A 25,422-nucleotide genomic window follows, 5' to 3' on the forward strand; every position below is an offset into this window, starting at 1 on the left:
TCTATTAATTTGCAGGCACGTTGAGTGCCTGTTTTTTTTAAATTAGTTCAAATAGGAGCGAGTATGATACTCACGACTGAACAGATAATAGCCCAAACCATTCTACAAGGATTTGATGCGCAATATGGGCGTTTTCTAGAGATAACCTCAGGAGCTCAGGAAAGGTTTGAGCAAGGGGATTGGCATGCTATCCAACATGCAATGAAAAGAAGGATCCAACTTTATGATCACCATGTTGGTTTGGTTGTTGCCCAGCTACAATTCATGGGGTTAGTTCAATCTTTAACACCAAACAAACTATCAGAAATAAAAAATGTGTATAAAACGTTGTTGCCAGATTACCCACGCTTCGAGATAGCAGAAAGTTTTTTTAATTCAGTTTATTGCCGTTTATTTCAACACCGAGACCTTACACAAGATAACTTATTCATTTTTACTTCTCAGCCTGTAAGGCGGTTTTCTATTTCCCCTCGGCCATTGGCTTGGGAGTATCAGGTTGATGATAATCTGTATGGGTTACTATTTTCGATTCTAAGTGGGTTACCATTAAGAATAAAATGGCGAAATTTAGAGTTTGATATTCATTGTATTATCAATATATTGCACTCACGGTTTTCAGGATTTGAAAAGCGAAAAGTCTGTTTTCATATTGCCAATGAACTGTTTTATCGTAACAAAGCTGCTTGGTTAGTTGGTAAAATTTATATTGATGATGAAGTCTATCCATTTTTACTTCCCATTCATCATGATGATGATAAGCAAATTTACATCGATACCTGCCTCACCGAATTTGATGAAGCGAGTATTGTGTTTGGCTTTGCTCGCTCTTATTTTATGGTGTATGCACCTTTCCCTGCGGCATTAGTATTTTGGCTGCGGGAAATTTTGCCCAGTAAATCCATTGCTGAATTATATATGGCGATTGGTTGTCAAAAACATGGAAAAACAGAGTATTACCGTGAGTATCTTGCTTATATTAATTTTGCCCGAGAGCAATTTACGCTTGCACCAGGCGTTAAAGGAATGGTGATGCTTGTATTTACAGCGCCTTCTTTTGACCGTGTTTTCAAAATTATCAAAGATAAGTTTGCCCCACAAAAGGATGTCACGAAAGAAAGGGTGCAGGAATGTTATCGGCTTGTCAAAGAACACGATAGAGTTGGGCGTATGGCAGATACACAAGAATTTGAAAATTTTGTGATTGATAAAAGCGCTATTAGTGAAGAATTGATGACAGAGCTATTAAACGAGGCTCCTTCACAAATTGAAGATTTAGGAGACCAAGTGTTGATCCGCCATTTGTACATGGAAAGAAAGATGGTGCCTTTAAATATCTATATGGATAACGTAAATGAGGAACAGCTAAAAAGTGTTTTGAATGAGTATGGCTTGGCAATTAAACAGTTGGCGGCGGCGAATATTTTCCCTGGTGATATGTTATTTAAAAACTTTGGTGTTACGCGTCATGGTCGGGTTGTTTTTTATGACTACGATGAAATTTGTTATATGACAGAAGTTAATTTCCGTAAAATTCCTGTGGCATTATATCCTGAGCAAGAGCTCGCTAATGAGGCATGGTATAGCATTGGTGAACAGGATGTTTTTCCTGAAGAATTTGTTTCTTTTATTTGTCAAACGGCAGAAATTGGTGATTATCTGCGACGTTATCATGCTGATTTATTTTCGGCAGATTACTGGCAAAAGTTGCAAAAGCGAATTTTGGCAGGTCATGTCGAGGATGTTTATGCATATCGAGAAGAGCTACGTTTTTGCCATAGGTTTAATGAAATAGCTTATGATTCATGAGATAGGAAATTGATAGGGTTAAAGAAAGCTACATTGAGAACGACTCAGTCAGTAGTATCGAATCGTTCTCAACGGTAAATAGAATTTCGCTGTTTTAACGCTTTGCACCCAATACTGCTTCTTGGGCAAGTTGGGTTATTTTTTCGTAGTTGCCAGTAGTTAAAGCCTCTTCGGGCACTAACCAAGAGCCACCAATACACAGAACGCTCTCTAGTTCTAAATAACTACGATAGTTTTCTGGTGAAATTCCCCCTGTTGGGCAGAACTTTACGTGTGAGAAAGGGCCGGCAATGGCTTTTAAGGCTTTAACGCCACCATTCGCTTCTGCTGGGAAAAACTTGAATGCTTTCAAACCATAATTCATACCCAGCATTAGTTCTGAAACCGTTGAAATGCCGGGGATCAGTGGGATATTTCCTTGGGTTGCAGCACTCAATAATTCTTCGGTTAAACCGGGGCTAATAGCAAATTTAGCGCCAGCTTTTGTCACATCAGCAAGTTGTTTCGCATTGAGTACAGTCCCTGCCCCAACAATGGCGTCAGGGACTTCTTGAGCAATCAGGCGAATTGCTTCAATTGCACATTCGGTACGTAATGTGACCTCAAGTACATTAACGCCGCCTTTCACCAAGGCTTTAGCGAGAGGGACGGCTTGTTCTAGTTTTTTAATGACAATGACTGGGACCACAGGGCCTTGTTTGAGCACGCTTTCAGCGGTTATGTTCCAATTATTCATTTTTTATTCCTATTTAATACCAATAGATTAAAAATCAATGCTACAAGCACCTTCTTCTGCGCCAGACAAGTTTCTTCTTAATGCGCCAAAAAGTTCTCTGCCACAACCGCTACGTTCTGCGATTAAGTCCGGTTTGAAAGATTGTCGTTTGTTTAATACAGTGTCATCGACAAGTAATTGTAATTCACCAGTTAACGCATTTACTCTAATGATATCGCCATCTTTTACTTTTGCGAGTAATCCACCGTTATAGGCTTCGGGAGTGACATGGATTGCGGATGGAACTTTACCTGATGCTCCTGATAGCCGGCCATCAGTCACTAAGGCAACTTTATAACCTTTATCGATAAGCACCCCCAGTGGTGGCATTAATTTATGAAGTTCAGGCATCCCGTTAGCGGATGGGCCTTGGAAGCGAACTACGATGATACAATCTCGATTAAGGTTGCCTGACTCAAAGTGTTTTGCGATATCATTTTGGTTATTAAATACTACAGCAGGCGCTTCAATAATTTGATTTTCTTCCGGGACCGCGGACGTTTTCATCACAGCACGGCCTAAATTACCTGAGAGTAATTTAGTACCTCCATGGGGTGAAAAAGGCGTGTCAATTTCAGCAATAACATCTGTATTGAATGAATGTTTGGGGCCTTCTCGCCATTCAAGTTGTCCGTTATTTAACCAAGGCTCTAATGTGTAACGCGTTAAACCAAAGCCTGCTACAGTATGAACATCTTGGTGTAACAAGCCTTTTTGCAGCAGTTGGTGGACTAGTAATGCGACGCCACCTGCGGCTTGAAATTGGTTGATGTCAGCTTGGCCATTAGGGTAAATTCGGCAAATGAGCGGTACAATTGCAGAAATATCAGAAAAATCATCCCAGTTGATAATGACCCCGGCAGCTCTAGCGATGGCAACAAGGTGCATCGTTAAATTGGTAGAGCCGCCAGTTGCTAGTAAGGCAACAATACCATTGACGATAACTTTTTCATCAATGAGGCGACCAATTGGTAAATAATGGCCAGATTGCTCGGTTAACCGGGTAATTTGCTGTGCTGTTGCATCTGTTAGCGCATAGCGTAATGGGGAATCAGGGGGGACAAACGATGCACCTGGTAAGTGTAACCCCATGACTTCCATCATCATTTGGTTTGAATTAGCGGTACCATAGAATGTGCAGGTACCAATACCATGGTATGATGCTGCTTCAGCTTCTAATAACGCAAGTCTATCGACTTTTCCTTCCACATACAGTTGGCGAATACGTACTTTTTCTTTATTCGGTAGGCCCGTGGCCATCGGCCCAGCAGGGACAAATATAGCAGGTAAATGCCCAAAAGAGAGGGCTCCAAGTAATAAGCCTGGAACAATTTTATCGCAAATACCCAAATAAAGAGCGCCATCAAACATATTATGGGATAAACCAATTGCTGTAGACATCGCGATGACATCTCTACTTAGCATAGAGAGCTCCATCCCATCTTGCCCCTGAGTTACACCATCACACATGGCAGGGACACCAGCTGCAACTTGCCCAATAGAACCCGATTCAAGTAACGCTTTTTTTAGTTGTTCAGGGTATTTATCATAAGGTCGGTGAGCAGAAAGCATGTCATTGTAAGAGCTGATGATAGCAATATCAGAACGCGTCATACTTTTAAGGATCTGCTTTTCATCATTTTGGCAGGCAGCAAAACCATGAGCAAGGTTACCACAAGCCAGCGAGGCTCGATGGACAGTTGTACTACGAGCACGTTCAATTTTATTGAGGAAAGCTGCTCGAGCTTGTGCAGAACGAGAGATAATGCGCTGTGTAATGCGCTCAAGTTCCTCATTGAGTGCTGGAGATTTTGTCACTTCAGAGATATTAGAACTCATGGTAATTGCTCCATCATGCAGACCTATAGTCAATTAATCTGCAAGTCATGTAAGTTGTGCTTATCGTTATACCTATTCCAGATAACGTTACAAAATAAATGTTACCGGTAACATTGTTAAATGAAAATAGAACAGTTGCAATATTCAAAATGAATATTTGAAGTTATATGTGATCTTAATCAAGGTTGACTATGGAATAAATCGAACAAGAAATGGACTAAAACTCATGCTATAGTCATTAAATAGAAGCAGTTGCCTGCAAAATTAAGGTAAATTGGGAATATTGTTAATGTGTATACTAAAAATTCAAATAGTGGGCGAATGCGTCGCTTAGTTACTGCAACCTTGATGTTGCTAATGGTTAATTATGTCCAAGCTCAGGTAGTGTTGACATCGGGGTCGCATAAAATTTTAACCAGTATATTCAACCAACAAAATGAAATGCAGCGATATCATCCAACATCGGCAGAAAAAATTGATGTGCTCACTCAGTATTTTTTAAATACCCCCTACGATAAACAAACGTTAAATATGAGCCCACTCTTTGCTGAAAACTTAGTCGTTAATTTAGAAGCGATGGATTGTATGACCTTTATTGAGTACGTTGAGGCATTTAAAGGGGCTGAAAATAGTGCACAATTTTTTAGGAACCTGACTAGTATTCGTTATTTTAATCAAGATATTACATACAAAAACCGCCGCCACTTTTTTTCGGATTGGGCACAAGGTGATAGCGCGGTTGCAGAGGACATTACGGCTAAAATTAGCCCATATGCCGTTAACGTTTCTAAGCAGCTTAATTTAAAAGGTAATCGAAAGACGTATATTTTAGGGTTGCCCATCACCTATAGAGATATAAACTATATTCCATCTAAACATATAGATAATGATTTGATTACAAGGCTTAAGACCGGTGATTATATTGGTGTGTACTCAACGAATAGAGGCTTGGATGTTAGTCACGTTGGTATTGTAATACAAAAAGGAAACAAAACAATTTTTAGAAATGCTTCTTCATTACGTGAAAATTTCAAAGTTAGTGATGTTGAATTACAGCACTACATACAAGGAAAAGAAGGCATTATTGTATTTAGGTCAAAAATAGATTATTAATCTGTTAATTGGTGGTTATTGAATTGAAAAATGAACTTTTGACCTAATTATATTGTATAAATATGAGTTAATCTTTGTTTTTATATGGTTTAGCTGCGAATATAAAATATATTTTAAATTAAAATATTCTAAGAATTGAAAAACATAATCGTTTTTATTGGTTGCTAATTATTTCTAGTGACATTTAAAGTGTAAAATTATATTAAATTATCGATTTGATCAAGAAAAACCAACAAAAGAAATTATGTAATTAAGAAGTGAAAAACTTTTTATAAAGCAATGCATTGCTACATAAATAATACAAAGGTCTCATTTTTTTGTATATAAAAAACATGTTTACCTATCAATTGATATATATTTGATTGTTCATAACTATTTTAAATGATGAAGATTAATTTTATAATGAATATTACTAGCTAAAAATTTTTTTTCTTATTTAGGAGATGGTATGCATATGCATATAGTTAAAAAGGAAAATATTTATGCTTTATTAGGAAATTATTTACGAAAAGCTAGGGTGAGCAAGGGGTTATCAGGCAATGAATTAGGTTCGGTCATTCATTTGAGCCAGCAGCAAGTATCACGCTATGAACTAGGGATTAATAAATTAAGTTTAGATAAATTAATTGAAATTGTCATTTTTCTCGATATTGATATTAACGAAATAACTAAAATTATTTCTAAACAGGTAGAGAATGAAAAAAAGAGTTAGATGGGGTTAGTATCTTTATTTTGGTAAGTTTTTATAACTATTTTATATTATTAGAAAAGTATTAAACTTAAAAAACATGCTTTGAATCATAATTTTAATTTATAGGAAATAACCAATTAATTTGACTAATCTCCTTTGGCACTATTTATTGTGGTAATTACTTAAAGGAAAAAACTGATTTTAAAATAAATTCTATAAATATAAATAATCAATTGTATTTTTAAATTGAATTTTTATGATTTTATATATGGTTAGGGACGGGGTTGTAGCTAACTGATTATTATAGATAAAATATAGTGCTATTGATCAATAAACCTTTTCAGTTTCAGTAAAGGGCTTAAAAGGTTTAACGTGAATATTCATGTGCATTTTATCAAATTTCTTATTTATAAGTAACCTTTATTATTATACATAACTAGTTGTTATTTATTTTATATTATTACTTTTTATCTTGAACCCTGCGTTTTTTCCTACTTTTTTTCTTTAAGATGTCATTATTTAATAGTGTTCCCTATAACATTATGCTTAAATAAAACTTAACTAATTATGAGTTAAGGTTATGGTTTTATGTTCAAATATATAGGGATATTATTTGTGTTTTTGCTTGTTGGTTGCTCGATTTCAGCATCTAATAAAGGCTACTACCTTGATAATCGTTACCCATCAAGAAATACGAGTGAACGGATTCAATATATTATTTTACACTACACTGTTTCTAATGATGCACGTTCGATAGAGCTTTTAACAAAAGGGAATGTGAGTTCACACTATCTTATTCCCAGTAAACCTGAATTTAAATACGGTAAACCAGTTGTATTACAATTGGTACCCGAACAGCTAAAAGCTTGGCATGCTGGTTATAGTCGTTGGCAACATCAAAAAGGTTTGAATGACACTTCCATCGGTATTGAGATAGTAAATCCCGGTCTTCAAGAAAATAGCCTTGGGAACCAAACTTGGGTACCTTTTAATGAATCGCAGATTGTTGCATTGATTCCATTAGTTCAAGATATTATGCAACGGTATAATATACCGCCTGAAAATATTATCGGTCATAGCGATATTGCACCATTACGTAAACAAGATCCAGGTAGGGCATTTCCATGGCAGCGTCTTGCTCAGCAAGGAATTGGTGCATGGCCTGATGCTAAAACAGTTAGTAAATACTTAGCGGGGCGAAATGCTAACGAACCCGCTAATGTGTTACGTGTTCAAAAGGCTCTGAAATTTTATGGTTATTCGGCGATCCCTCTATCTGGCGAGTTGGATGACCAAACCAAAAAGACATTGCGTGCCTTTCAGCTGCACTTTCGTCAGCGGGATATTGAAGGGTTAGCCGATGCAGAAACAGAGGCAATTGCGTTAGCCTTAATTGAAAAATATCGAGATATGGAAAATTTCAAATTATTTGAGCAAACGGAGTAGTTATAAATATAAGCTACATAATGGTTAACATTGCTGATGAGTATAATAAAAGTGAAATGAGGTTTGGGCCTCATTTCACTTTTTGTCATTTAACGGTTTGCGCCGTACTCACGGCTAATTTCTTTTGCAGCCTTGATAACCATCGCACCTAATTCAGTAATGCGGTCATCTGTAATACGTGATAACGGCCCTGAAATAGAAATAGCAGCAAAGGCTTCTTTATGTTCATCATAAATACAGGCACCAATGCACCTTAAGCCTAAAGCATGCTCTTCATCATCATAGGAAAACCCTTGTTTTTTAGCTTGTTGCAAGTTTTCTTTTAAGGCTGATGGGTTAGTTAACGTGTATGGAGTATAGGCATGTAACCCTTTGCGGCTTAAAAGAGGGATTAGCTTTTCTTCGGGTAAGTTTGCAATAAACGCCTTACCGGCTCCAGAGGCGTGTAAAGGCAGTTTCCCGCCAATAGGTGCTGACATCCTCATTAATGCGTTGCATTGCACTTGATCGACAATAACAGCATCATATTCCGAGTGGTCGAGGATAGCTAAATTGACGGTTTCCCCTGACCCATCCATTAAACGGCGTAATATAGGGTGAACCAACGCTAATAAATTACGACTTTCTAAAAAGCTACTTCCAATAATAAAGGCATGAGATGCAATAACCCATAAGCCAAGATCGCCCGTTTGGCGAACAAAACCATGCTGTTCTAATGTCATCAACAGTCGATGTGTCGTTGAATTTGGTAAGCCAGCTTGTAATGCAAGGTCAGTGAGTGCAATGCCACCGGTGGATTCAGAAATGTATTCCAACAGTGTCAGCCCACGACTTAATGATTGAACTTGCCCCGCAGCGGTAGCTCCACTTGCTGGCCCTTTTGCTTTTTTTATCTTTTTAGTAATTGGTGCCGTTGCCATTAAGTCTCTCCTGACGGTAATTTTGTTTCTATTATGTACTATCTCACCTAAAAATACTCATCGGATCAGTTGAAAGACCGATTTTATGCAACCTGAAAAACTCTCATCATAACAGCGAATTTTCGAGTTAAAAGTTGTGATAGGATGTTATAAGTAAAAATTTGACTTATTTCTCAGTGTTCCATTTTAGGAGGGCAGTGCAGTGTCCGAAAAAATTAATCAATTAGAACAAGAATTAAAAAAACGTATATTGGTATTAGATGGTGCAATGGGAACAATGATCCAACAACATAAGTTGTCGGAAGAACAATTTCGTGGGGATAGGTTTGCTGACTGGCCCTGTGATGTGAAAGGTAATAATGACTTATTAGTACTAACCCAGCCTGAGATTATTAGAGATATACATCATCAATATTTTGCAGCAGGTGCAGATATCGTTGAGACAAACACCTTTAACTCCACGCCTATTGCGATGGCTGACTATAAAATGGAAGACATTTCCGATGAAATTAATGAAACTGCTGCACGTATTGCGCGCGAATGTGCCGATGAATGGACACGAAAAACGCCAGAGCAGCCTCGCTATGTGGCGGGTGTTTTAGGCCCAACCAATCGTACGGCTTCTATTTCTCCGGATGTAAATGACCCTGCTTATAGAAATGTTACTTTTGATCAACTTGTTGAAGCTTACAGGGGATCTACACGATCTTTAGTTAAAGGTGGGGTCGATCTAATTATGATCGAAACTATTTTTGATACCTTAAATGCTAAAGCGGCGATTTTTGCAGTTGAAACAGAATTAGACGCGCTAGGTGTTTCGCTGCCTATTATGATTTCAGGCACTATTACTGATGCATCTGGGCGTACTTTATCGGGGCAAACGACAGAAGCATTTTATAACTCATTGCGTCACGCGGCCCCACTTTCATTTGGTTTGAATTGTGCACTGGGTCCTGATGAACTTCGTCAGTATGTTTCAGAGCTATCAAGAATTGCTGAGTGTTATGTCAGTGCTCACCCAAATGCCGGCCTGCCAAATGCATTTGGTGAGTATGACCTTGATGCACAAAATATGGCTGAACAAATTCATGAATGGGCAACAGCAGGTTTTTTAAATATCGTCGGTGGGTGTTGTGGCACAACACCATTACATATTAAAAAAATGGCGGAAGCGGTGAAAGGGGTGATGCCGCGTCAGTTACCTGAATTGCCTGTTGAATGTCGTTTATCAGGTTTAGAACCATTGAATATCAGCAAACAGTCACTGTTTGTAAATGTTGGGGAAAGAACGAACGTAACGGGTTCAGCAAAATTCAAAAGGCTGATTAAAGAGGAAAACTATTTAGAAGCGTTAGATGTGGCGCGCCAACAAGTGGAAAGCGGTGCTCAAATCATCGATATCAATATGGATGAGGGGATGCTGGACTCCCAAGCTGCTATGGTACGTTTTCTGAATTTAATCGCGGGTGAACCTGATATTGCTCGTGTTCCTATTATGATTGATTCTTCAAAATGGGAAGTCATCGAAGCTGGGCTTAAGTGTATACAAGGTAAGGGAATTGTTAACTCTATCTCCATGAAAGAGGGGGTTGAAACCTTTGTCGAACACGCCAAACTGCTGCGTAAATACGGGGCTGCGGTGGTTGTTATGGCCTTCGATGAGGTAGGGCAAGCCGATACACGTGAGCGTAAAATTGAGATTTGCCGACGCGCCTATCAGGTGTTGACCGAAGAGGTTGGCTTTCCCCCTGAAGATATCATTTTCGACCCAAATATTTTTGCTGTCGCGACAGGGATTGAAGAGCATAATAATTATGCTGTTGATTTTATTGATGTTTGTAAGGATATTAAACAACAACTACCACATGCCATGATATCCGGTGGGGTATCGAATGTTTCCTTCTCTTTCAGGGGGAACGACCCAGTCCGTGAAGCTATCCACGCCGTTTTCTTGTACTACGCCATTCGTAATGGAATGGATATGGGGATCGTGAATGCAGGGCAATTAGCCATTTATGACGACCTACCCGCTGAGTTGAAAGATGCAGTTGAAGATGTGGTATTAAATCGCCGTAATGATAGTACTGAGCGGTTACTGGAATTAGCGGAAAAATACCGCGGGGCTGGTGCTCAAGAACAGCAAATCCAACAGGCGGAATGGCGAGGTTGGGACGTAGAAAAACGCCTTGAATATTCGCTTGTTAAGGGGATCACTGAATTTATCATTCAAGATACAGAAGAAACTCGCCAACGTGCATCAAGCCCCATCGAGGTTATTGAAGGCCCGCTGATGAACGGGATGAATGTTGTGGGGGATCTGTTTGGTGAAGGAAAAATGTTTTTACCACAAGTGGTGAAATCTGCCCGGGTGATGAAACAAGCAGTTGCGTATTTAGAACCGTATATTCAAGAACTTAAACAATCGGGAAGTAGTGCTGGTAAAGTGTTGTTAGCAACAGTCAAAGGGGATGTTCACGACATTGGTAAAAATATTGTTGGCGTAGTGCTTCAGTGTAATAACTATGAAATCATCGACTTAGGCGTGATGGTGCCATGCGAAACAATTTTAAAAACGGCACGTGAGCAAAATGTCGACATTATCGGCCTGTCAGGCTTGATAACGCCATCCCTTGATGAAATGGTTCATGTGGCAAAAGAGATGGAAAGACAAGGCTTTACGTTGCCGTTATTGATTGGGGGGGCAACAACGTCGAAAGCACATACCGCAGTGAAAATTGAACCTAACTACAGTGGACCAACCACGTACGTCCAAAATGCATCACGTACTGTTGGTGTGGTTTCAGCGTTATTGTCTGATACTCAAAAAGCAGATTTTGTTGAGCGTACTCGCCGTGAATATGACACGGTACGTTTACAACATGGGCGTAGACGACCAAAAACACCACCAGTCACTCTTGATATTGCCCGAGCCAATAAGGTGAAAATTGATTGGTCTAATTATCAGCCGCCGGTGCCGAAATTTTTGGGTATTCAAGAGGTCAATGCATCAATAACAACCTTACGTGAATATATTGACTGGACGCCATTTTTTATGACGTGGTCGCTCGCTGGGAAGTACCCACGTATCTTAGACGACGAAGTCGTGGGGTCAGAAGCACGTAAATTATTGAATGATGCTAACGCGATGTTAGATAAGCTCGAAAAAGAACGTTTACTGACACCAAAAGGTATTTTTGGCTTATTCCCCGCGAACTGTGTTGGTGACGATGTTGAAATCTATACAGACGAAACACGCCATCATGTGCAAGCAGTGAGTTTGAACCTACGTCAGCAAACCTTAAAGACGGATTTCCCGAATTATTGTTTATCTGATTTTGTGGCACCTAAAGACAGTGGTAAAGCCGATTATATCGGTGCATTTGCTGTTACTGGTGGTTTAGAAGAGGATGCGCTGGCGGATGAATACGAAAAACAGCATGATGATTATAATAAAATTATGGTTAAAGCGCTGGCGGATAGGCTTGCAGAGGCATTTGCTGAATTTTTACATCAACAGGTTCGTATGCAGTATTGGGGTTATGCGAAAGATGAAAATTTAAGTAATGACGAGTTGATCCGTGAAAATTACCAAGGTATTCGGCCTGCACCGGGCTATCCAGCTTGCCCTGAGCACACAGAAAAAGAGAAGATTTGGCAGCTATTAGATGTTGAAAACCAAGTGGGAATGAAACTCACTAGTTCATATGCGATGTGGCCTGGGGCATCTGTATCAGGTTGGTATTTTAGTCATCCAGATAGCAAATATTTTGCAGTGGCTCAATTACAGAAAGACCAAATTGAAGATTATTCAAAACGTAAGGGGCTGTCGGTGACGGAACTTGAGCGTTGGTTAGCACCTAATTTAGGCTATGACCCAGAAGATTAATAAAACAGTGTATTGATTTTTCAGGTGTTCGGCACCATCTTATGGGTAAAGACATTAAAGGGGTCTAATGATGAGCTATGAATTTATTATTGAAAATGAACTGCCGCATTCAGTGGCATTTCCTTATCAGATCCAAAACAGTGCGGCGCCTGAAACATTTCTCATGAGCGAAGATGCGGTCAGTGCGATGATGAGTATCTTACAAATTATGGACAAACTCGATACGGATGAGTCCCTTGATGAGCACTGTTTTAACCAAATTTGGCTAAAAAGCGAGTTAACACCGGCGCGTGCAGAAGAAATTTATTTATTTCTGGAAGAGCGTTTAGCCGTAGAACCAGTGCCTTCACAAGACGAAATAGCTGCATTTTATCAAGCACAACTAGATGAAAACAAACTGTTATCGCAAGAAAGTAGTAAAGAAGGCATGATCCCAGTCCATAAATTTTCTACCAATGATGGTTGGTTGGTCACGACTAAAGAATGTGAATGGATAGCTGAAGTTTTCGCCCCAGAATTAGTGAGTGAAAACCACTTTGTTGTGTCGCAAATTTCTGAGTTATGCAAAATTAGTCACCAAAAACTGGAACATTTACTGATTGAGTGGGGTAAATTTAATTTATTTGCCAGTAAACATGGTGGTTACCGCGTTAATTAAGCCTTTGATAGGTTAATCTTTGGTTTAGGTAGTGGCCGTTTTAGCGATGAATGAACACTACCTAAATTTTTCGACGAAATTTCTTCCTAATAGCGTTTTTTCAGCTTGAATCCCTTATGAATTTTTTATTGGAATGTTATGTTAATAACATAACGCCAATGAATGGGTAATGGTGATGAAATTACGGTATTTATTTCTAGCAGTGTGTTTGAGCACCGCGTCTTTGGCTCAAGCGACTTCGGAAGCTCCTTCTACAAAAAATAAGCCGCTAGAAACCGCAAGTCAGGCCAACGATGTCGTATTTCCTGATGATTTTAAAGCTAAATTAAAATCTGCTAAGGAAGGGGATGTCGATGCGATGGTGGATGTCGGGCTAGCCTATATGGATGGAACCGATTTTTTGCAGAGCAATGATCAGGAAGCTTATCGCTGGTTTAAAAAAGTTTCTGATTTAGATAATACAGATGGCGATTATTATTTAGGTATGCTGCTGCAAAATCAAAAAAAATTTAAACAAGCGGAGTACTGGTATCGCCGAGGCGCTGAAAAAGGGGATGCTTATTGCCAATATGCCATGGGGTATTTATATGAACATGGTGTAGGAGTTGAGCAAAACTATCAGCAGGCTAAAGCGTGGTATTCAGAGGCTGCGGAGCAAGAGCATGCAAATGCACAGTTTGCCATGGGGTTATTTTATCATGATGGGCTTGGTGGCGAAGTTGATTATTCAAAGGCTCGTGAATGGTATGAAAGAAGTGCGGTAAATAATGTTGCAGCGGCGGTTAATAACCTTGCTGTTATGTATGAAAACGGTGACGGGGTAGAGCAGGATGATGATACGGCCGTTTACTTGTATCGACAAGCCGCAAATATGGGTTCAGCAATTGCGCAAGTCAATATGGGCGATTTTTATCAGGAAGGCCATAACTCGATTGAGAAAAATAGTTATCAAGCCATGTATTGGTATAAAAGGGCTGCGCAGCAAAACAATGCTTCGGCGCAACTGGCTATTGCAAAAGTTTATGAGCTTGGCAATGGGGTAACTAAAGACTTAGCTGAAGCATTCACATGGTATGAACGAGCTGCACAAAACAAATCATTTGAAGCAGGAATGAAGGTCGCTGAGTTTTATGAGAAAGGGTTAGGTGGCATTCAAAAGAACCCTGTAAAGGCAGTAGAATGGTATCAAAATTTAGCCAATCAGGATTATAACGCAGCACAAATTAAGCTCGCCAAATTATATTTGGCTGGTGAATGGAAAGAAGCCGATGTTACGCAAATTGCAAATTGGTTAATACTGGCACAAGGGGATAGCATTGAGGCGAAAAACCAATTAGCAATTTTCTATTTAACGGGGACTGGCGTTGCGCAAAACTCGTTAAAGGCCCGAGAGCTTTTGGAAAATGCGGCATTTAAGAAAAACAGTGATGCACAGAATAACCTTGCTGTAATGTATGCTCGTGGCGAAGGGGGAGAAAAAAATATCTTCCGTGCAGTCATGTGGTTTGAGCGCGCAGTCGAACTCGGTAATGCCACTGCCAAACATAATTTAGTACTATTACAGCAGAACAAAGGTGTGAAAGCCGCAATGTTAAAGTACACTGACAGCGTTAAAACGAAAAATAAGTCAACTGATTGAATAAGAAGGCGATTATGAATATCGCCTTCTTTGTTTTAGAGCGGTAGTTTGGTTACTCGAATAAATTACTATGTAATGTACGAACGATATTTTCAGCATCGTCACCGGGAACCAGTAAACAAATATTGTGGCTACTGGCCCCGTAGCTGATCATGCGAATATTGAAAGATTCTAAAGCACCAAAGATTTGTTTCCCTAACCCATTTACTTGCGATAATTCATTACCGATGATGGCCACTAAGGCTAAGTTTTCTTCAACTTCAACACGGCATAGAGCCGAAAGCTCAGTCATCAGTGCATTAGTTAGCAAACTGCCATTTGTCCCTGTTGAACCGGTTGTATCTAAGGTTAGAGCGACACTCACTTCGGAAGTTGTGATTAAATCTACCGAGATATTATGACGTAGTAAAATCGTAAATATTTCAGCTAAAAAACCACGTGCATGTAGCATTTTTAGGCTATGCAGAGTTAATAATGTTTGTTTACGGCGTAGCGCTAATGCCCTGAATTGTGGTGGGTTACTGGTTTTATCAGAAACAATGGTGCCACCTGCTTCTGGGGCTTTACTTGAACCAACGAAAACCGGGATACCAGCACGTACAGCGGGGAGTAGTGTTGCCGGATGCAAAATTTTTGCCCCAAAGGTTGCCATCTCAGCAGCTTCATCGAAAGCTATTTCATCAATACGCTGTGCATTTGGCACGACGCGTGGGTCAGTAGAGTAAATACCTGGAACGTCAGTCCAAATATCAACGCGAGATAAGCTTAGGACTTCAGCTAGCAGTGCAGCGGTATAATCACTCCCACCACGCCCAAGTGTTGTTGTACGGCCTTTTGGATCACGGCCAATAAACCCTTGGGTAATAACTACCGATTCTGCTAAGCGAGGTAACAGCTGTTGTTCTGCAAGGGTTTTCAACTGCTCCAACTCAGGTTCTGCACGACCAAAACTTTCATTGGTTCTCATGACTTTACGGACATCAAACCATTGTGATTCGGTATTGCGCTGGCGGAGGACTTCTACGAATAATAGGGTCGACATTAATTCACCATGACTAACCATTTCATCCGTCAATGCGTCAGAAGTGGCGAGAGACGCGGAATCAGCTAAATGAGCGATATTATCAAGTAATCGATTGATTTCTTCACGGATCACATCAGCAGTTTGCAGATTATCAATAATCGCATATTGGATATCTTTAACTTTTTTCAGTAGCTCATTGCGTTTATCAATATCACAACCTTCAGCGAGTTCTATTAGCAAATTAGTGACTCCAGCGGAGGCAGAAAGCACAACGACTCGAACATTTGGATTAGAAAGAATGATATTGGCACTATTGTTCATTGCCTCAAAGTTCGCGACACTAGTGCCGCCAAATTTTGCGATAACAAACTGACTGTTGTCTGATAAAGACGCTACTGTATTCATGGTATCGATCCCTGTCGTTAAACTATATTTTTATATAGATTTATCGGGTAATTAGCGTTGCGTCAATCAAGAATCGAAGTAAATCAGTAATTCTAATGATAGGTAATTCATTATCGGTTTTCTCAATATACTCGTCATCCTTCAAGCTGCATGGGTGTTGACTGCGCTCAGATAGCCGAATCACATACTTTTGTATGCTCATCGGTCTATCTTCCCTTGTCGCCTACATGCAACTCGAATGATTTAGAGTATATGGCGGTGGTCATCCTTCAAGCTGCATGGGTGTTGATTGCGCTCAGATAGCCGAATCACATACTTTTGTATGCTCATCGGTCTATCTTCCCTTGTCGCCTACATGCAACTCGAATGATTTAGCGTATATGGCGGTGGTCATCCTTCAAGCTGCATGGGTGTTGACTGCGCTCAGATAGCCGAATCACATACTTTTGTATGCTCATCGGTCTATCTTCCCTTGCCGGCTACATGCAACTCGGATGATTTAGCGTGTACGCGCTACTGTTAAAGTTAAATGACATTGAAAGTGTGTATTTCAGTGAAAGAGTTAATTATGTCTGGAAAAGTGCCGTGGAATTGGGGAATATCAACATAACGCAGAAAACCGATAAGTCTCGTATCTTTGACGAGGTACAATATATTTATATTTTAAATTATTTTGGAGAGTGTTATCCATGAAAAGTATTAATCCAAGCCAAACGGCTGCATGGCGGGCGCTAGAACAACATTTTGCGCAAATGAAGGATGTTCATATGCGTGACTTGTTTGCGCAGGATAAAGACCGCTTTACTCATTTTTCGGCAACGTTCGATGGTCAAATCTTAGTGGATTTCTCCAAAAATAGAATTACACAAGAAACATTAGATAACCTGTTAGCGTTAGCAAAAGAAACTGAGCTAGAAAGCGCGATCAAGAGCATGTTCAGTGGTGAAAAAATCAACCGTACCGAAGACCGAGCGGTGTTACATACGGCTTTACGTAACCGTGATAACACACCGATTTATGTTGATGGTAAAGATGTAATGCCAGATGTTAATGCTGTATTAGAAAAAATGCAGAAATTTAGCGAGCGCATTATTCGCGGAGAGTGGAAAGGTTATACAGGTAAAGCGATAACAGATGTTGTTAATATCGGTATTGGTGGTTCTGATCTTGGGCCATTTATGGTTACAGAAGCATTGCGTCCATATAAAAACCATTTAAATATGCATTTTGTTTCTAATGTGGATGGCACACAAATTGCGGAAACGCTGAAGAAACTGAACCCTGAAACGACATTATTTTTAATTGCATCAAAAACGTTTACGACCCAAGAGACCATGACAAATGCGCATTCAGCACGTGAATGGTTATTGGCTACCGCAAAAGACGAACAGCATATTGCCAAACACTTTGTGGCACTATCAACGAATAGTGAAGAAGTTGCTAAGTTTGGTATTGATACTAATAATATGTTTGAGTTTTGGGATTGGGTTGGAGGCCGTTACTCTTTATGGTCAGCAATTGGCTTATCGATTATTTTATCCGTGGGTTTTGACAATTTCGTTCAGTTATTGAATGGTGCCCATGCTATGGATAAACATTTCACCCAAACACCACTAGAAAAAAACATCCCTGTACTGTTAGGTTTGATTGGCATTTGGTACAACAATTTTTTTGAATCAGAAACTGAAGCGATTCTGCCATACGACCAATATATGCACCGTTTTGCAGCGTACTTCCAGCAAGGCAATATGGAATCAAATGGTAAGTATATAGGCCGAGATGGAAAACCAGTTTCATACCAAACGGGCCCAATTATTTGGGGGGAGCCAGGAACCAACGGTCAACACGCTTTTTATCAGTTGATTCACCAAGGGACAAAAATGATCCCTTGTGACTTTATTGCGCCTGCGGTGACCCATAACCCGTTAGGCGATCACCATGAAAAATTATTATCTAACTTTTTTGCGCAAACTGAAGCGCTAGCTTTTGGAAAAACTCGTGAAGTTGTTGATGCGGAATTTGCTGCGCAAGGTAAAAATGTCTCTGACATGGAATATGTGGCACCGTATAAGGTATTCGAAGGTAACCGCCCAACCAACTCAATCTTATTGAAATCCATTACCCCTTATTCACTGGGGGCATTGATCGCAATGTATGAACATAAGATTTTCACGCAAGGGGCGATTTTGAATATCTTCACTTTCGATCAATGGGGTGTGGAATTAGGAAAACAATTAGCCAGCCGTATTTTGCCTGAGTTAGAAAATAGCGAAACAGTCAATAGCCATGATAGTTCGACTAATGGTTTGATTAATAACTATAAAGCTTGGCGTTAACCTTTCTTATTACGTCATATCACTGTCTTATGAAGAAAAAGCGGGAAGCTGTAAAAACTTCCCGCTTTATTGAGATAATGAATGACGGAGACTTGCCTAATAAATTCTTGTTATTACGATGTTAATAAATTTTATTATCGTTTATAACTCGTTAGTAATTAAAAATTTATTCACTATTTTTTTACATTTTGTGTTGAAAATGTGACTTTTTATATAAATTGTTAGCTAACTTTAACCCTGTAGCAAAACAACGTGATATCCTACCGTCTAAGAAATACAGTAAATCATAACCATGTTATCCATGGTGGAAATTTAAGTAATGGATGAAACACTATTTACCTCCCATCCCATTCATTGGTTGGCTGAGGATGATAAAATAGTTCCTGCCAATACGTTAGATTGGTTGTTAGAACTTGGTTCCATGACAAAACGCTTTGAACAACACAGCCAGCAAGTTACCGTGATACCTTATTTAGAACGCTATGTATCGCAAGGTATGTTGAGCACTGAAGAGGCACAATCTTTACCTGAAAGCCCTCGTTATTGGGTCAGGGAAGTCGTCATGTATGGGGATGGTATTCCTTGGTTACTAGGCCGTACTGTCATTCCAGAAGAAACATTGACTGATGAAGACCAGCAATTGGTTGATATAGGTAGAATGCCTCTAGGGCGTTATTTATTCAGCCGTGATGGCTTAACTCGGGATTATATTCGCATAGGTTCTAGTGCTGGTCGTTGGGTTCGCAGTTCTCGATTAAAACTATCGGCTAAACCATTGTTATTAACAGAAATATTTTTACCTGAATCACCTGCATATCGTTAATTATCCTAAATATTTTAAATTTTCATAAATTCAGTAAGTACGCAACACCAACAAACATAAATCAGTGGCTTACAGAATTGAGTGGTATAAACATATACCCAATTTGAAGTATGATGGAATCGAATAAGGAGCACGACAAAGTGGAGGGAAGTATGACGCTAAGTAAATGGCATGCATACAGCCGTTTAATGCGTATAGATAGGCCCATTGGTTCACTATTACTCTTGTGGCCAACGTATTGGGCATTATGGATTGCAGCTCAAAGCACACCAAGTTTACATCTTTTGATCGTGTTTACTGCTGGGGTGTTTTTTATGCGTGCCGCAGGTTGCGTCATTAATGATTTTGCCGATCGTCATTTTGATGGTCACGTAGAACGCACTAAGCATCGGCCACTCCCTAGTGGGGATGTGACTGAAAGGGAAGCTAAAATACTGTTTGCGGGGCTTGTTGGCTTTTCCTTCTTACTCGTTTTAACGCTTAACTCAATGACAATTTGGCTATCTATTGCGGGCCTAGCTTTAGCATGGGTGTATCCTTTTGTTAAGCGAGTCAGTCATTTACCTCAGGTAGTATTAGGTGCTGCATTTGGTTGGTCAATTCCGATGTCGTTCTCTGCAGTCAATGAAACACTGCCTCTGGTGTGTTGGTTATTATTCTTAGTGAATATTATTTGGTCTGTGATTTACGATACACAGTATGCCATGGTTGACCGTGATGATGACTTAAAAATCGGTGTGAAATCGACAGCAATCTTATTTGGCCAATATGACAAATTAATTATCGGCTTATTGCAATTGCTGATGGTGGGTTTGCTGGTGGTTGTAGGTTCTTTAGCAGGCTTAGGGATAACTTATTATCTTTCTTTGGCGCTTGTTGCAGGGTTATTTATTTATCAACAACAACTAATGGTGAACCGCGAGCGTGCTCCTTGCTTTAAAGCCTTTATGAATAATAATTTCGTTGGTTTGATTTTGTTTATTGGCATTATGGTGAGCTATTTTTAGCGAGTAAATCATTTTCCATGAGCCAACAAAAAAGGTAATGTTGAAAAACATTACCTTTTTGCTTTATAGGCTTCACAAAACCGAACTAGTCTTTTTCTGGCTCAGTAGTTTGTGCCGTTACCTCGGGTATTGCTTCTTTCTTTTCTTCTGAAAATTCATCAGCTTGGCTAACACTTTCAATGGTTAAACGAATTTCTGGGGACATTAAGCGCACAAGGACTGCATACAGCTTCTTGGCGTTAGTGGTAAAAATATCGTTTTCATTATTATCGATATAGCCTTCTTCTCTAAGCGTTTCAACGAGAGTTGAAAACACTGCTTTATCAAAGAACTCAGGGGCGTTAATACCGTGCAGCACAGAAAGGCGTTGAGCAAGGATACGGCTTTCTTTTTCCAACGTATTACGGCTGATTTCAGGGCTGGCATTGAGTAATGACAGCGTGATTGCGTAGCGCTGTAGTGTTTCACGGACACCTGCAGCTAAGAGCTGTAATGGGCGAATACGGCGTGGGTTCAACACTACCATATCGTCGTCTCTTAAGCAGATAAGCTTTTGATTATTTAGTTCATCAATTAGAGTATCTACCGTTTCACGCAGCTGTTCATCGTTATAACGCATAAACAATTCTGCTTTTAGGAACGGGTAGATTTGGCTCACTTGATAGTAAATTTCTTGACGGCTGATGCGTTCATGATGCAGCACAATACTGGTTATTAATGACGGTAGTACCAGTAAGTGATGGATATTGTTACGGTAGTAGGTCATTAAAACGGCATTTTCGCGAGGAAGAATAATAATATCCCCCATGCTGTCTTTTTCTACCTCGAATTTATCCATCTGCAATGCATGTTCGAGCAGTTGTTCCGGCGTTTTATTAGGCGTTGTCGCATCAGGCGTATACGGCACATTACGTAATAATTGCAGGTAACATTCCACTTGCTCAATGAGTTGTTCACGTGTTAATGAACGTTGGCGTGAGGCCAGTAAAGCCGTTGCACATAAATTTATCGCGTTAGCGGCGGCAGCATTATTGATATTTACCATAATGTTATCCGCTAACGAGCTAACTGTTGGGTTTAGCCACGATGGGCGCTGTGGCTCAATTGGATCAATTGAGTCACGCCAATCTGGGACACGCTGGTTCAGATAATGAGAAAGAGAAATTGGCTGACCAAAGTTCACATACCCTTGACCTAAGTTACGCAGTTTGCGCAACCCGCGGATCATGGAAAATAAACCTTCTTTCTCTTTTTCTGCCCCGCGCAGTTCTTTTGCGTAGGTCCCTACCTCCATTACGTGTTCATAGCCAATATAGATAGGCACAATAGTAATAGGGCGTGAGTCGCCACGTAGCATGGCTTGCAGCGTCATTGATAGTGTCCCGGTTTTGGGCTGCAATAAACGGCCTGTTCGGGAGCGCCCACCTTCAACGAAATACTCGATAGAGTAACCACGAGCAAACAGTTCACTTAAATATTCACGGAAAACCGTGGAATACAATTTGTTGCCTTTAAAAGTACGGCGGATAAAAAATGCGCCAAGACGGCGAAAAATCGGACCGGCAGGCCAGAAGTTTAGGTTAATACCAGCAGCAATGTGCGGTGGAACGAGACCTTGATGGTAAAGAACATAGGAGAGCAGTAAGTAGTCCATGTGACTTCGGTGGGAGGGCACATACACAATTTCATGACCATCTTGCGCTAATTGGCGAACGCGCTCAGCATGCTGCACGTTAATACCTTGATAGAGGCGGTTCCATGTCCAACTGAGCACACGGTCAGTTAAACGCACGGCTTCATAGGAGAAGTTCGCAGCAATTTCTTCCATCATATTCACTGCGTTTTGCTGCGCTTTTTTCAATGGAATTTTTTTACTGCGTGCTTCGTCTTCGACGGCTTTTTCAATTGCTTTTGAGGTCAGAAGCTTATTGAATAGTTCATAGCGTGCCGGCAGTTTCGGGCCAACCGCAGCAAGGCGCTGGCGTGAATAGTGAATACGGGCGACACGTGCCAGTTTATTGGCAATAATGGTGTCAGTACCGTGGTCCTGAGCCATTTTTCCAATAGAAACGGGTGGCGATAGGCGAACAAAACTGTCACGACCTAACCACAGGATAGCAAAAAACTTTTGCACCCCATTTAATAGTTTCAGTGGTGGTGCAGGGGTATGCCCTTCACGACCAGGAGAGCGCCCGAACATTACAGACGCGGGTAACATTTGAATATCTAGATTAGGGTTGTTTTTGTGCAAATCTAAATAAGCATGGAATGTTTTGACGGAATCTTTACGCGGGTCCGGTGAATAATAGCGAAATACGCGAGGGCCATCATCGATAAACACATAAGCAGGGAGCTTAGTGCCATTGATGTCGTTATCAACCAAAGGGTCAGGTAAACCGATAGCCAAGCATTGATGCCGTAGCGTTAGGAGGTCGGACTTAGAGTGGTAAGGCAATACATACAGTGTTGGCCTGTTAGTATCAAGCTGCAACTCTGCAATGGGGTCCGATGGAATTAGTTTACTTTTTACCAATAATTTAAGTGGTAAATTCAACGTGTTGTAATATATTTTACGCCATAGTGACATAAATGATTATAGCCTCTTGTTAACAATGCTGCGCAATCATACCAGAAATCTACTGGCAGATCTGTTACTGACAATTCACTTTGACCGTAAAAATCGATTATTGTTTGTATTTTTTAAGGAATAAATATGGCAAGTCAAACTAAGGGCTTTACCCGTGTAATTAAAGCCGCGGGATATTCCCTTAAAGGGCTAAAAGCCGCTTGGGTAAACGAAGCGGCATTTCGTCAAGAATCTGTTGCAGCAGTAATTGCGATTATTATCGCCTTTTTCTTAGATATCAGTTATATAGATAGAATACTGTTAATTAGTTCAGTGGTGCTGGTGGCGATTGTTGAGCTATTAAATAGTGCCGTAGAAGCTGTTGTTGACCGTATTGGTAGTGAATACCATGAGCTTTCAGGCCGCGCGAAAGATATAGGCTCTGCCGCAGTGTTTGTCAGTATTGGTTTAGCACTTTTTATTTGGGCTCTGGTTTTATGGCAACGTTATTTTGCCAGCTAGTTAATAAAAACAGTTTAAAGTCGAAAAAGAAGTCAATCGATAACAAATGCCTAAATTCAGCAATTTAACTGTTCCAAATCTTCATTTACCTGTATATACTCACAGTCTGACTGTATAAACAAACAGGGGAACGGAATGAAAGCACTGACGGCTCGACAACAGCAGGTTTATGATCTGGTGCGTGATCACATTTCGCAGACGGGTATGCCTCCTACACGTGCTGAAATAGCAGCAAGCCTGGGTTTTCGTTCGCCTAATGCGGCAGAAGAACATTTAAAAGCCTTGGCTCGCAAGGGTGTAATTGAAATTGTTTCTGGGGCATCACGGGGTATCCGCTTGCTTCTTGAAGAAGAAGCTGATGATCAAGGGCTACCTTTGATTGGGCGTGTTGCCGCTGGCGAACCTTTATTAGCGCAAGAACATATCGAAAGTCACTATCAAGTTGATCCAGAACTCTTCAAACCTCACGCAGATTTTCTATTACGTGTGAATGGTATGTCGATGAAAGACATCGGTATTATGGATGGTGACCTACTAGCGGTTCATAAAACACAAAATGCACACAATGGCCAAGTGATTGTTGCGCGTATTGATGATGAAGTGACTGTTAAACGCTTTAAACAGCAAGGTAATCGTGTTGAGTTAATTGCTGAAAATCCTGAATTTGCACCAATTATTGTCGATTTACGCGAACAAAGCTTCACAATTGAAGGTTTAGCGGTTGGCGTGATCCGCAATAGTGATTGGTATTAATTCTTAAATTATCAGGTTGGTAAGCGGTAAGTTGACGCTGCTTGTTTGATAATTCAATGATTGCTGGCAGATTTCAAATTGATGTGTAGAGATCTGCCTGCTTTACTTGTTCCTTTTCTTTTGTCTCTTTTCTTTGCATCTCATCGAATATTCTTTTCTTATATAAGCAACACCGTTAACTCTACCACTTCTATTTATTACTTTTTCTTTGTAGTAATAGGCTGTTGATGGTCATGGTGGCAATGTGCGTGATCTTGGCAGCTATCAATCTCATCACAGTTTTTACATAAGCCATGGTTTTCAACCACAGTATGACGCAAACGGAACTGGTTGGTTTCCGCTAGGCTGATAATAGCGGCTTCAATGGTTGTGCAATCACTTTCAGTTACGCTACCGCAGTGGTCACAAATTAACATCACTGAAATATGGCTAGGGTTATCAAAGTGGTGACAAACGACATAACTGTTGGTTGACTCTATTTTATGAATAAAGCCTTGTTCCATTAAAAACTCAAGCCCACGATAAACGGTAGGGGGCTTTGCTTGTGGTTCAACTTCACGTAATAAGTCTAATAAATCGTAGGCACTGATAGCACCGTGTTGTTGCGCGATAAGGCGTAATACAGTTTCTCTCTGTGGAGTCAATCTAACGCCTCTTGACTGGCAAATGCGTTCTGCCATTACCAGTATCTTATCTTCATTCATTTTTTTCATTTTACTGACCCCAACTTCGAAAACAAAGTATCAACTATGGTAACAAGTTTATCATAGTTTTCTGACTGAAATAGCTTGAAAAGAAAAAGTGAAAGGATGAAGACAGCTATCTAGCTATGCTTTGTTAGATAAAAAATGAAAAATAAAATTTATAACTCATGAAGGAGATAAAGAAGATATTTTTTATATACAGCATTATCAATATATAAATAACAAAAATTAAACATTTAATTTTTAAAAGAGTAACTAGTCTAAAAAAATTCTTTGAAACTAAGTGTTACCTTTTGATATAAATTTTAATTAAGATTTATCTTATCTGAAATTTTATTTTTCCTATAAATGAGTGATAAAATTTTTTTCCCTTGGATTTTGTTCAATTAAGTTACTATTTATAGATTAAATATATTAATTTTCTCTGCTGTATAGTTTTATATTTTAGTGGCTAATTTTGTTTATTATGAAATATTTTGAAAATCTTATAAATAGAAAGTGAAGGTTTT

19 protein-coding genes are annotated in these 25,422 nt (G+C 39.8%); 12 read left to right on the forward strand and 7 right to left on the reverse strand.

All coding sequences use genetic code 11. The annotated features are described in order from the left end of the window. Positions 1-63 precede the first annotated feature (63 nt). On the forward strand, positions 64-1,806 hold the full coding sequence (gene aceK, locus ABE954_RS02200) for a bifunctional isocitrate dehydrogenase kinase/phosphatase (protein ID WP_371025713.1): 1,743 nt from the start codon (positions 64-66) through the stop codon (positions 1,804-1,806). A gap of 94 nt (positions 1,807-1,900) precedes the next feature. On the opposite strand, the gene ABE954_RS02205 is transcribed toward aceK, so the two are convergent. Together ABE954_RS02205 and edd are read right to left on the reverse strand one after the other, a co-directional pair. Next, positions 1,901-2,542 carry a bifunctional 4-hydroxy-2-oxoglutarate aldolase/2-dehydro-3-deoxy-phosphogluconate aldolase gene (locus ABE954_RS02205; RefSeq protein ID WP_166686092.1) on the reverse strand — a complete coding sequence of 214 codons (642 nt, stop codon included), beginning with the start codon at positions 2,540-2,542 and terminating at the stop codon, positions 1,901-1,903. Between the two features lie 27 nt (positions 2,543-2,569). Continuing rightward, positions 2,570-4,420: a phosphogluconate dehydratase gene (gene edd, locus ABE954_RS02210; protein WP_048608838.1), complete on the reverse strand. Its 1,851-nt coding sequence runs from the start codon at positions 4,418-4,420 to the stop codon at positions 2,570-2,572. Positions 4,421-4,711: 291 nt separating this feature from the next. On the opposite strand from edd, the gene ABE954_RS02215 reads away from it, so the two are divergent. The 3 genes from ABE954_RS02215 (at position 4,712) to ABE954_RS02225 (ending at position 7,670) form a co-directional block, all read left to right on the forward strand. After that, the gene (locus ABE954_RS02215; protein ID WP_272579443.1) at positions 4,712-5,533 is read left to right on the forward strand and encodes an N-acetylmuramoyl-L-alanine amidase-like domain-containing protein; all 822 of its coding nucleotides are present in this window, start codon (positions 4,712-4,714) and stop codon (positions 5,531-5,533) included. Positions 5,534-5,981: 448 nt separating this feature from the next. Beyond that, complete coding sequence (locus tag ABE954_RS02220; protein ID WP_173424841.1) at positions 5,982-6,245, forward strand: helix-turn-helix domain-containing protein; 264 nt, start codon at positions 5,982-5,984, stop codon at positions 6,243-6,245. A 567-nt stretch (positions 6,246-6,812) separates the two neighbouring features. Beyond that, a complete protein-coding gene (locus ABE954_RS02225) occupies positions 6,813-7,670 on the forward strand; it encodes an N-acetylmuramoyl-L-alanine amidase (RefSeq protein WP_042848535.1) in 858 nt (285 codons plus the stop codon). Between the two features lie 89 nt (positions 7,671-7,759). Here ABE954_RS02225 and iclR read toward each other — a convergent pair whose 3' ends face one another. Then, entirely contained in the window at positions 7,760-8,590 is an 831-nt protein-coding gene (gene iclR / locus ABE954_RS02230; protein ID WP_042848533.1) for a glyoxylate bypass operon transcriptional repressor IclR, read from the reverse strand. A gap of 202 nt (positions 8,591-8,792) precedes the next feature. On the opposite strand from iclR, the gene metH reads away from it, so the two are divergent. The 3 genes from metH to ABE954_RS02245 all read left to right on the forward strand — a co-directional run bounded on the left by metH (position 8,793) and on the right by ABE954_RS02245 (position 14,773). Beyond that, complete coding sequence (gene metH / locus ABE954_RS02235; protein ID WP_371025714.1) at positions 8,793-12,476, forward strand: methionine synthase; 3,684 nt, start codon at positions 8,793-8,795, stop codon at positions 12,474-12,476. Positions 12,477-12,543: 67 nt separating this feature from the next. Next, positions 12,544-13,134 carry a hypothetical protein gene (locus tag ABE954_RS02240; RefSeq protein WP_371025715.1) on the forward strand — a complete coding sequence of 197 codons (591 nt, stop codon included), beginning with the start codon at positions 12,544-12,546 and terminating at the stop codon, positions 13,132-13,134. A 175-nt stretch (positions 13,135-13,309) separates the two neighbouring features. Beyond that, positions 13,310-14,773: an SEL1-like repeat protein gene (locus ABE954_RS02245; protein ID WP_042848529.1), complete on the forward strand. Its 1,464-nt coding sequence runs from the start codon at positions 13,310-13,312 to the stop codon at positions 14,771-14,773. Between the two features lie 52 nt (positions 14,774-14,825). On the opposite strand, the gene lysC is transcribed toward ABE954_RS02245, so the two are convergent. Together lysC and ABE954_RS02255 are read right to left on the reverse strand one after the other, a co-directional pair. After that, positions 14,826-16,202: a lysine-sensitive aspartokinase 3 gene (lysC, locus tag ABE954_RS02250; protein ID WP_042848527.1), complete on the reverse strand. Its 1,377-nt coding sequence runs from the start codon at positions 16,200-16,202 to the stop codon at positions 14,826-14,828. A gap of 40 nt (positions 16,203-16,242) precedes the next feature. Then, entirely contained in the window at positions 16,243-16,404 is a 162-nt protein-coding gene (locus ABE954_RS02255) for a hypothetical protein (protein WP_155405749.1), read from the reverse strand. A gap of 487 nt (positions 16,405-16,891) precedes the next feature. Here ABE954_RS02255 and pgi point away from each other — a divergent pair, with 487 nt between their 5' ends. The 3 genes from pgi (at position 16,892) to ubiA (ending at position 20,368) form a co-directional block, all read left to right on the forward strand. Further along, positions 16,892-18,538 carry a glucose-6-phosphate isomerase gene (gene pgi, locus ABE954_RS02260; protein ID WP_048608830.1) on the forward strand — a complete coding sequence of 549 codons (1,647 nt, stop codon included), beginning with the start codon at positions 16,892-16,894 and terminating at the stop codon, positions 18,536-18,538. Between the two features lie 319 nt (positions 18,539-18,857). Next, the gene (gene ubiC, locus ABE954_RS02265) at positions 18,858-19,361 is read left to right on the forward strand and encodes a chorismate lyase (protein ID WP_131680234.1); all 504 of its coding nucleotides are present in this window, start codon (positions 18,858-18,860) and stop codon (positions 19,359-19,361) included. A 152-nt stretch (positions 19,362-19,513) separates the two neighbouring features. Next, positions 19,514-20,368 carry a 4-hydroxybenzoate octaprenyltransferase gene (gene ubiA / locus ABE954_RS02270; protein WP_042848521.1) on the forward strand — a complete coding sequence of 285 codons (855 nt, stop codon included), beginning with the start codon at positions 19,514-19,516 and terminating at the stop codon, positions 20,366-20,368. An 85-nt stretch (positions 20,369-20,453) separates the two neighbouring features. Here the strand turns inward: ubiA and plsB are convergent, their stop codons facing one another. Beyond that, a complete protein-coding gene (gene plsB / locus ABE954_RS02275; RefSeq protein WP_042848520.1) occupies positions 20,454-22,955 on the reverse strand; it encodes a glycerol-3-phosphate 1-O-acyltransferase PlsB in 2,502 nt (833 codons plus the stop codon). 126 nt (positions 22,956-23,081) lie between these two features. Between plsB and ABE954_RS02280 the strand changes: the two genes are divergently transcribed. Both ABE954_RS02280 and lexA read left to right on the forward strand, forming a co-directional pair. Continuing rightward, complete coding sequence (locus ABE954_RS02280) at positions 23,082-23,456, forward strand: diacylglycerol kinase (RefSeq protein ID WP_042848519.1); 375 nt, start codon at positions 23,082-23,084, stop codon at positions 23,454-23,456. A gap of 135 nt (positions 23,457-23,591) precedes the next feature. Beyond that, a complete protein-coding gene (gene lexA, locus ABE954_RS02285; RefSeq protein WP_042848518.1) occupies positions 23,592-24,209 on the forward strand; it encodes a transcriptional repressor LexA in 618 nt (205 codons plus the stop codon). A 197-nt stretch (positions 24,210-24,406) separates the two neighbouring features. Here lexA and zur read toward each other — a convergent pair whose 3' ends face one another. After that, positions 24,407-24,922, reverse strand: a complete 516-nt coding sequence (zur, locus tag ABE954_RS02290; RefSeq protein ID WP_042848516.1) for a zinc uptake transcriptional repressor Zur — start codon at positions 24,920-24,922, stop codon at positions 24,407-24,409. Positions 24,923-25,422 lie beyond the last annotated feature (500 nt).

This window comes from Providencia sp. TYF-12 (genome assembly GCF_041344805.1).
GTDB classification, from domain to species: Bacteria; Pseudomonadota; Gammaproteobacteria; order Enterobacterales; family Enterobacteriaceae; genus Providencia; species Providencia huashanensis.

Bases quoted from the DNA above. Each gene is read 5' to 3' on its own strand.
- pgi (WP_048608830.1), top strand. From the start codon at position 16,892: ATGAAAAGTATTAATCCAAGCCAAACGGCTGCATGGCGGGCGCTAGAA.
- iclR (WP_042848533.1), bottom strand. From the start codon at position 8,590: ATGGCAACGGCACCAATTACTAAAAAGATAAAAAAAGCAAAAGGGCCA.
- lysC (WP_042848527.1), bottom strand. From the start codon at position 16,202: ATGAATACAGTAGCGTCTTTATCAGACAACAGTCAGTTTGTTATCGCA.
- ubiA (WP_042848521.1), top strand. From the start codon at position 19,514: ATGACGCTAAGTAAATGGCATGCATACAGCCGTTTAATGCGTATAGAT.
- plsB (WP_042848520.1), bottom strand. From the start codon at position 22,955: ATGTCACTATGGCGTAAAATATATTACAACACGTTGAATTTACCACTT.
- aceK (WP_371025713.1), top strand. From the start codon at position 64: ATGATACTCACGACTGAACAGATAATAGCCCAAACCATTCTACAAGGA.
- lexA (WP_042848518.1), top strand. From the start codon at position 23,592: ATGAAAGCACTGACGGCTCGACAACAGCAGGTTTATGATCTGGTGCGT.
- edd (WP_048608838.1), bottom strand. From the start codon at position 4,420: ATGAGTTCTAATATCTCTGAAGTGACAAAATCTCCAGCACTCAATGAG.
- ABE954_RS02220 (WP_173424841.1), top strand. From the start codon at position 5,982: ATGCATATGCATATAGTTAAAAAGGAAAATATTTATGCTTTATTAGGA.
- ABE954_RS02225 (WP_042848535.1), top strand. From the start codon at position 6,813: ATGTTCAAATATATAGGGATATTATTTGTGTTTTTGCTTGTTGGTTGC.
- ABE954_RS02240 (WP_371025715.1), top strand. From the start codon at position 12,544: ATGATGAGCTATGAATTTATTATTGAAAATGAACTGCCGCATTCAGTG.
- ABE954_RS02280 (WP_042848519.1), top strand. From the start codon at position 23,082: ATGGCAAGTCAAACTAAGGGCTTTACCCGTGTAATTAAAGCCGCGGGA.
- ABE954_RS02245 (WP_042848529.1), top strand. From the start codon at position 13,310: ATGAAATTACGGTATTTATTTCTAGCAGTGTGTTTGAGCACCGCGTCT.
- zur (WP_042848516.1), bottom strand. From the start codon at position 24,922: ATGAAAAAAATGAATGAAGATAAGATACTGGTAATGGCAGAACGCATT.
- ABE954_RS02205 (WP_166686092.1), bottom strand. From the start codon at position 2,542: ATGAATAATTGGAACATAACCGCTGAAAGCGTGCTCAAACAAGGCCCT.
- ubiC (WP_131680234.1), top strand. From the start codon at position 18,858: ATGGATGAAACACTATTTACCTCCCATCCCATTCATTGGTTGGCTGAG.
- ABE954_RS02255 (WP_155405749.1), bottom strand. From the start codon at position 16,404: ATGAGCATACAAAAGTATGTGATTCGGCTATCTGAGCGCAGTCAACAC.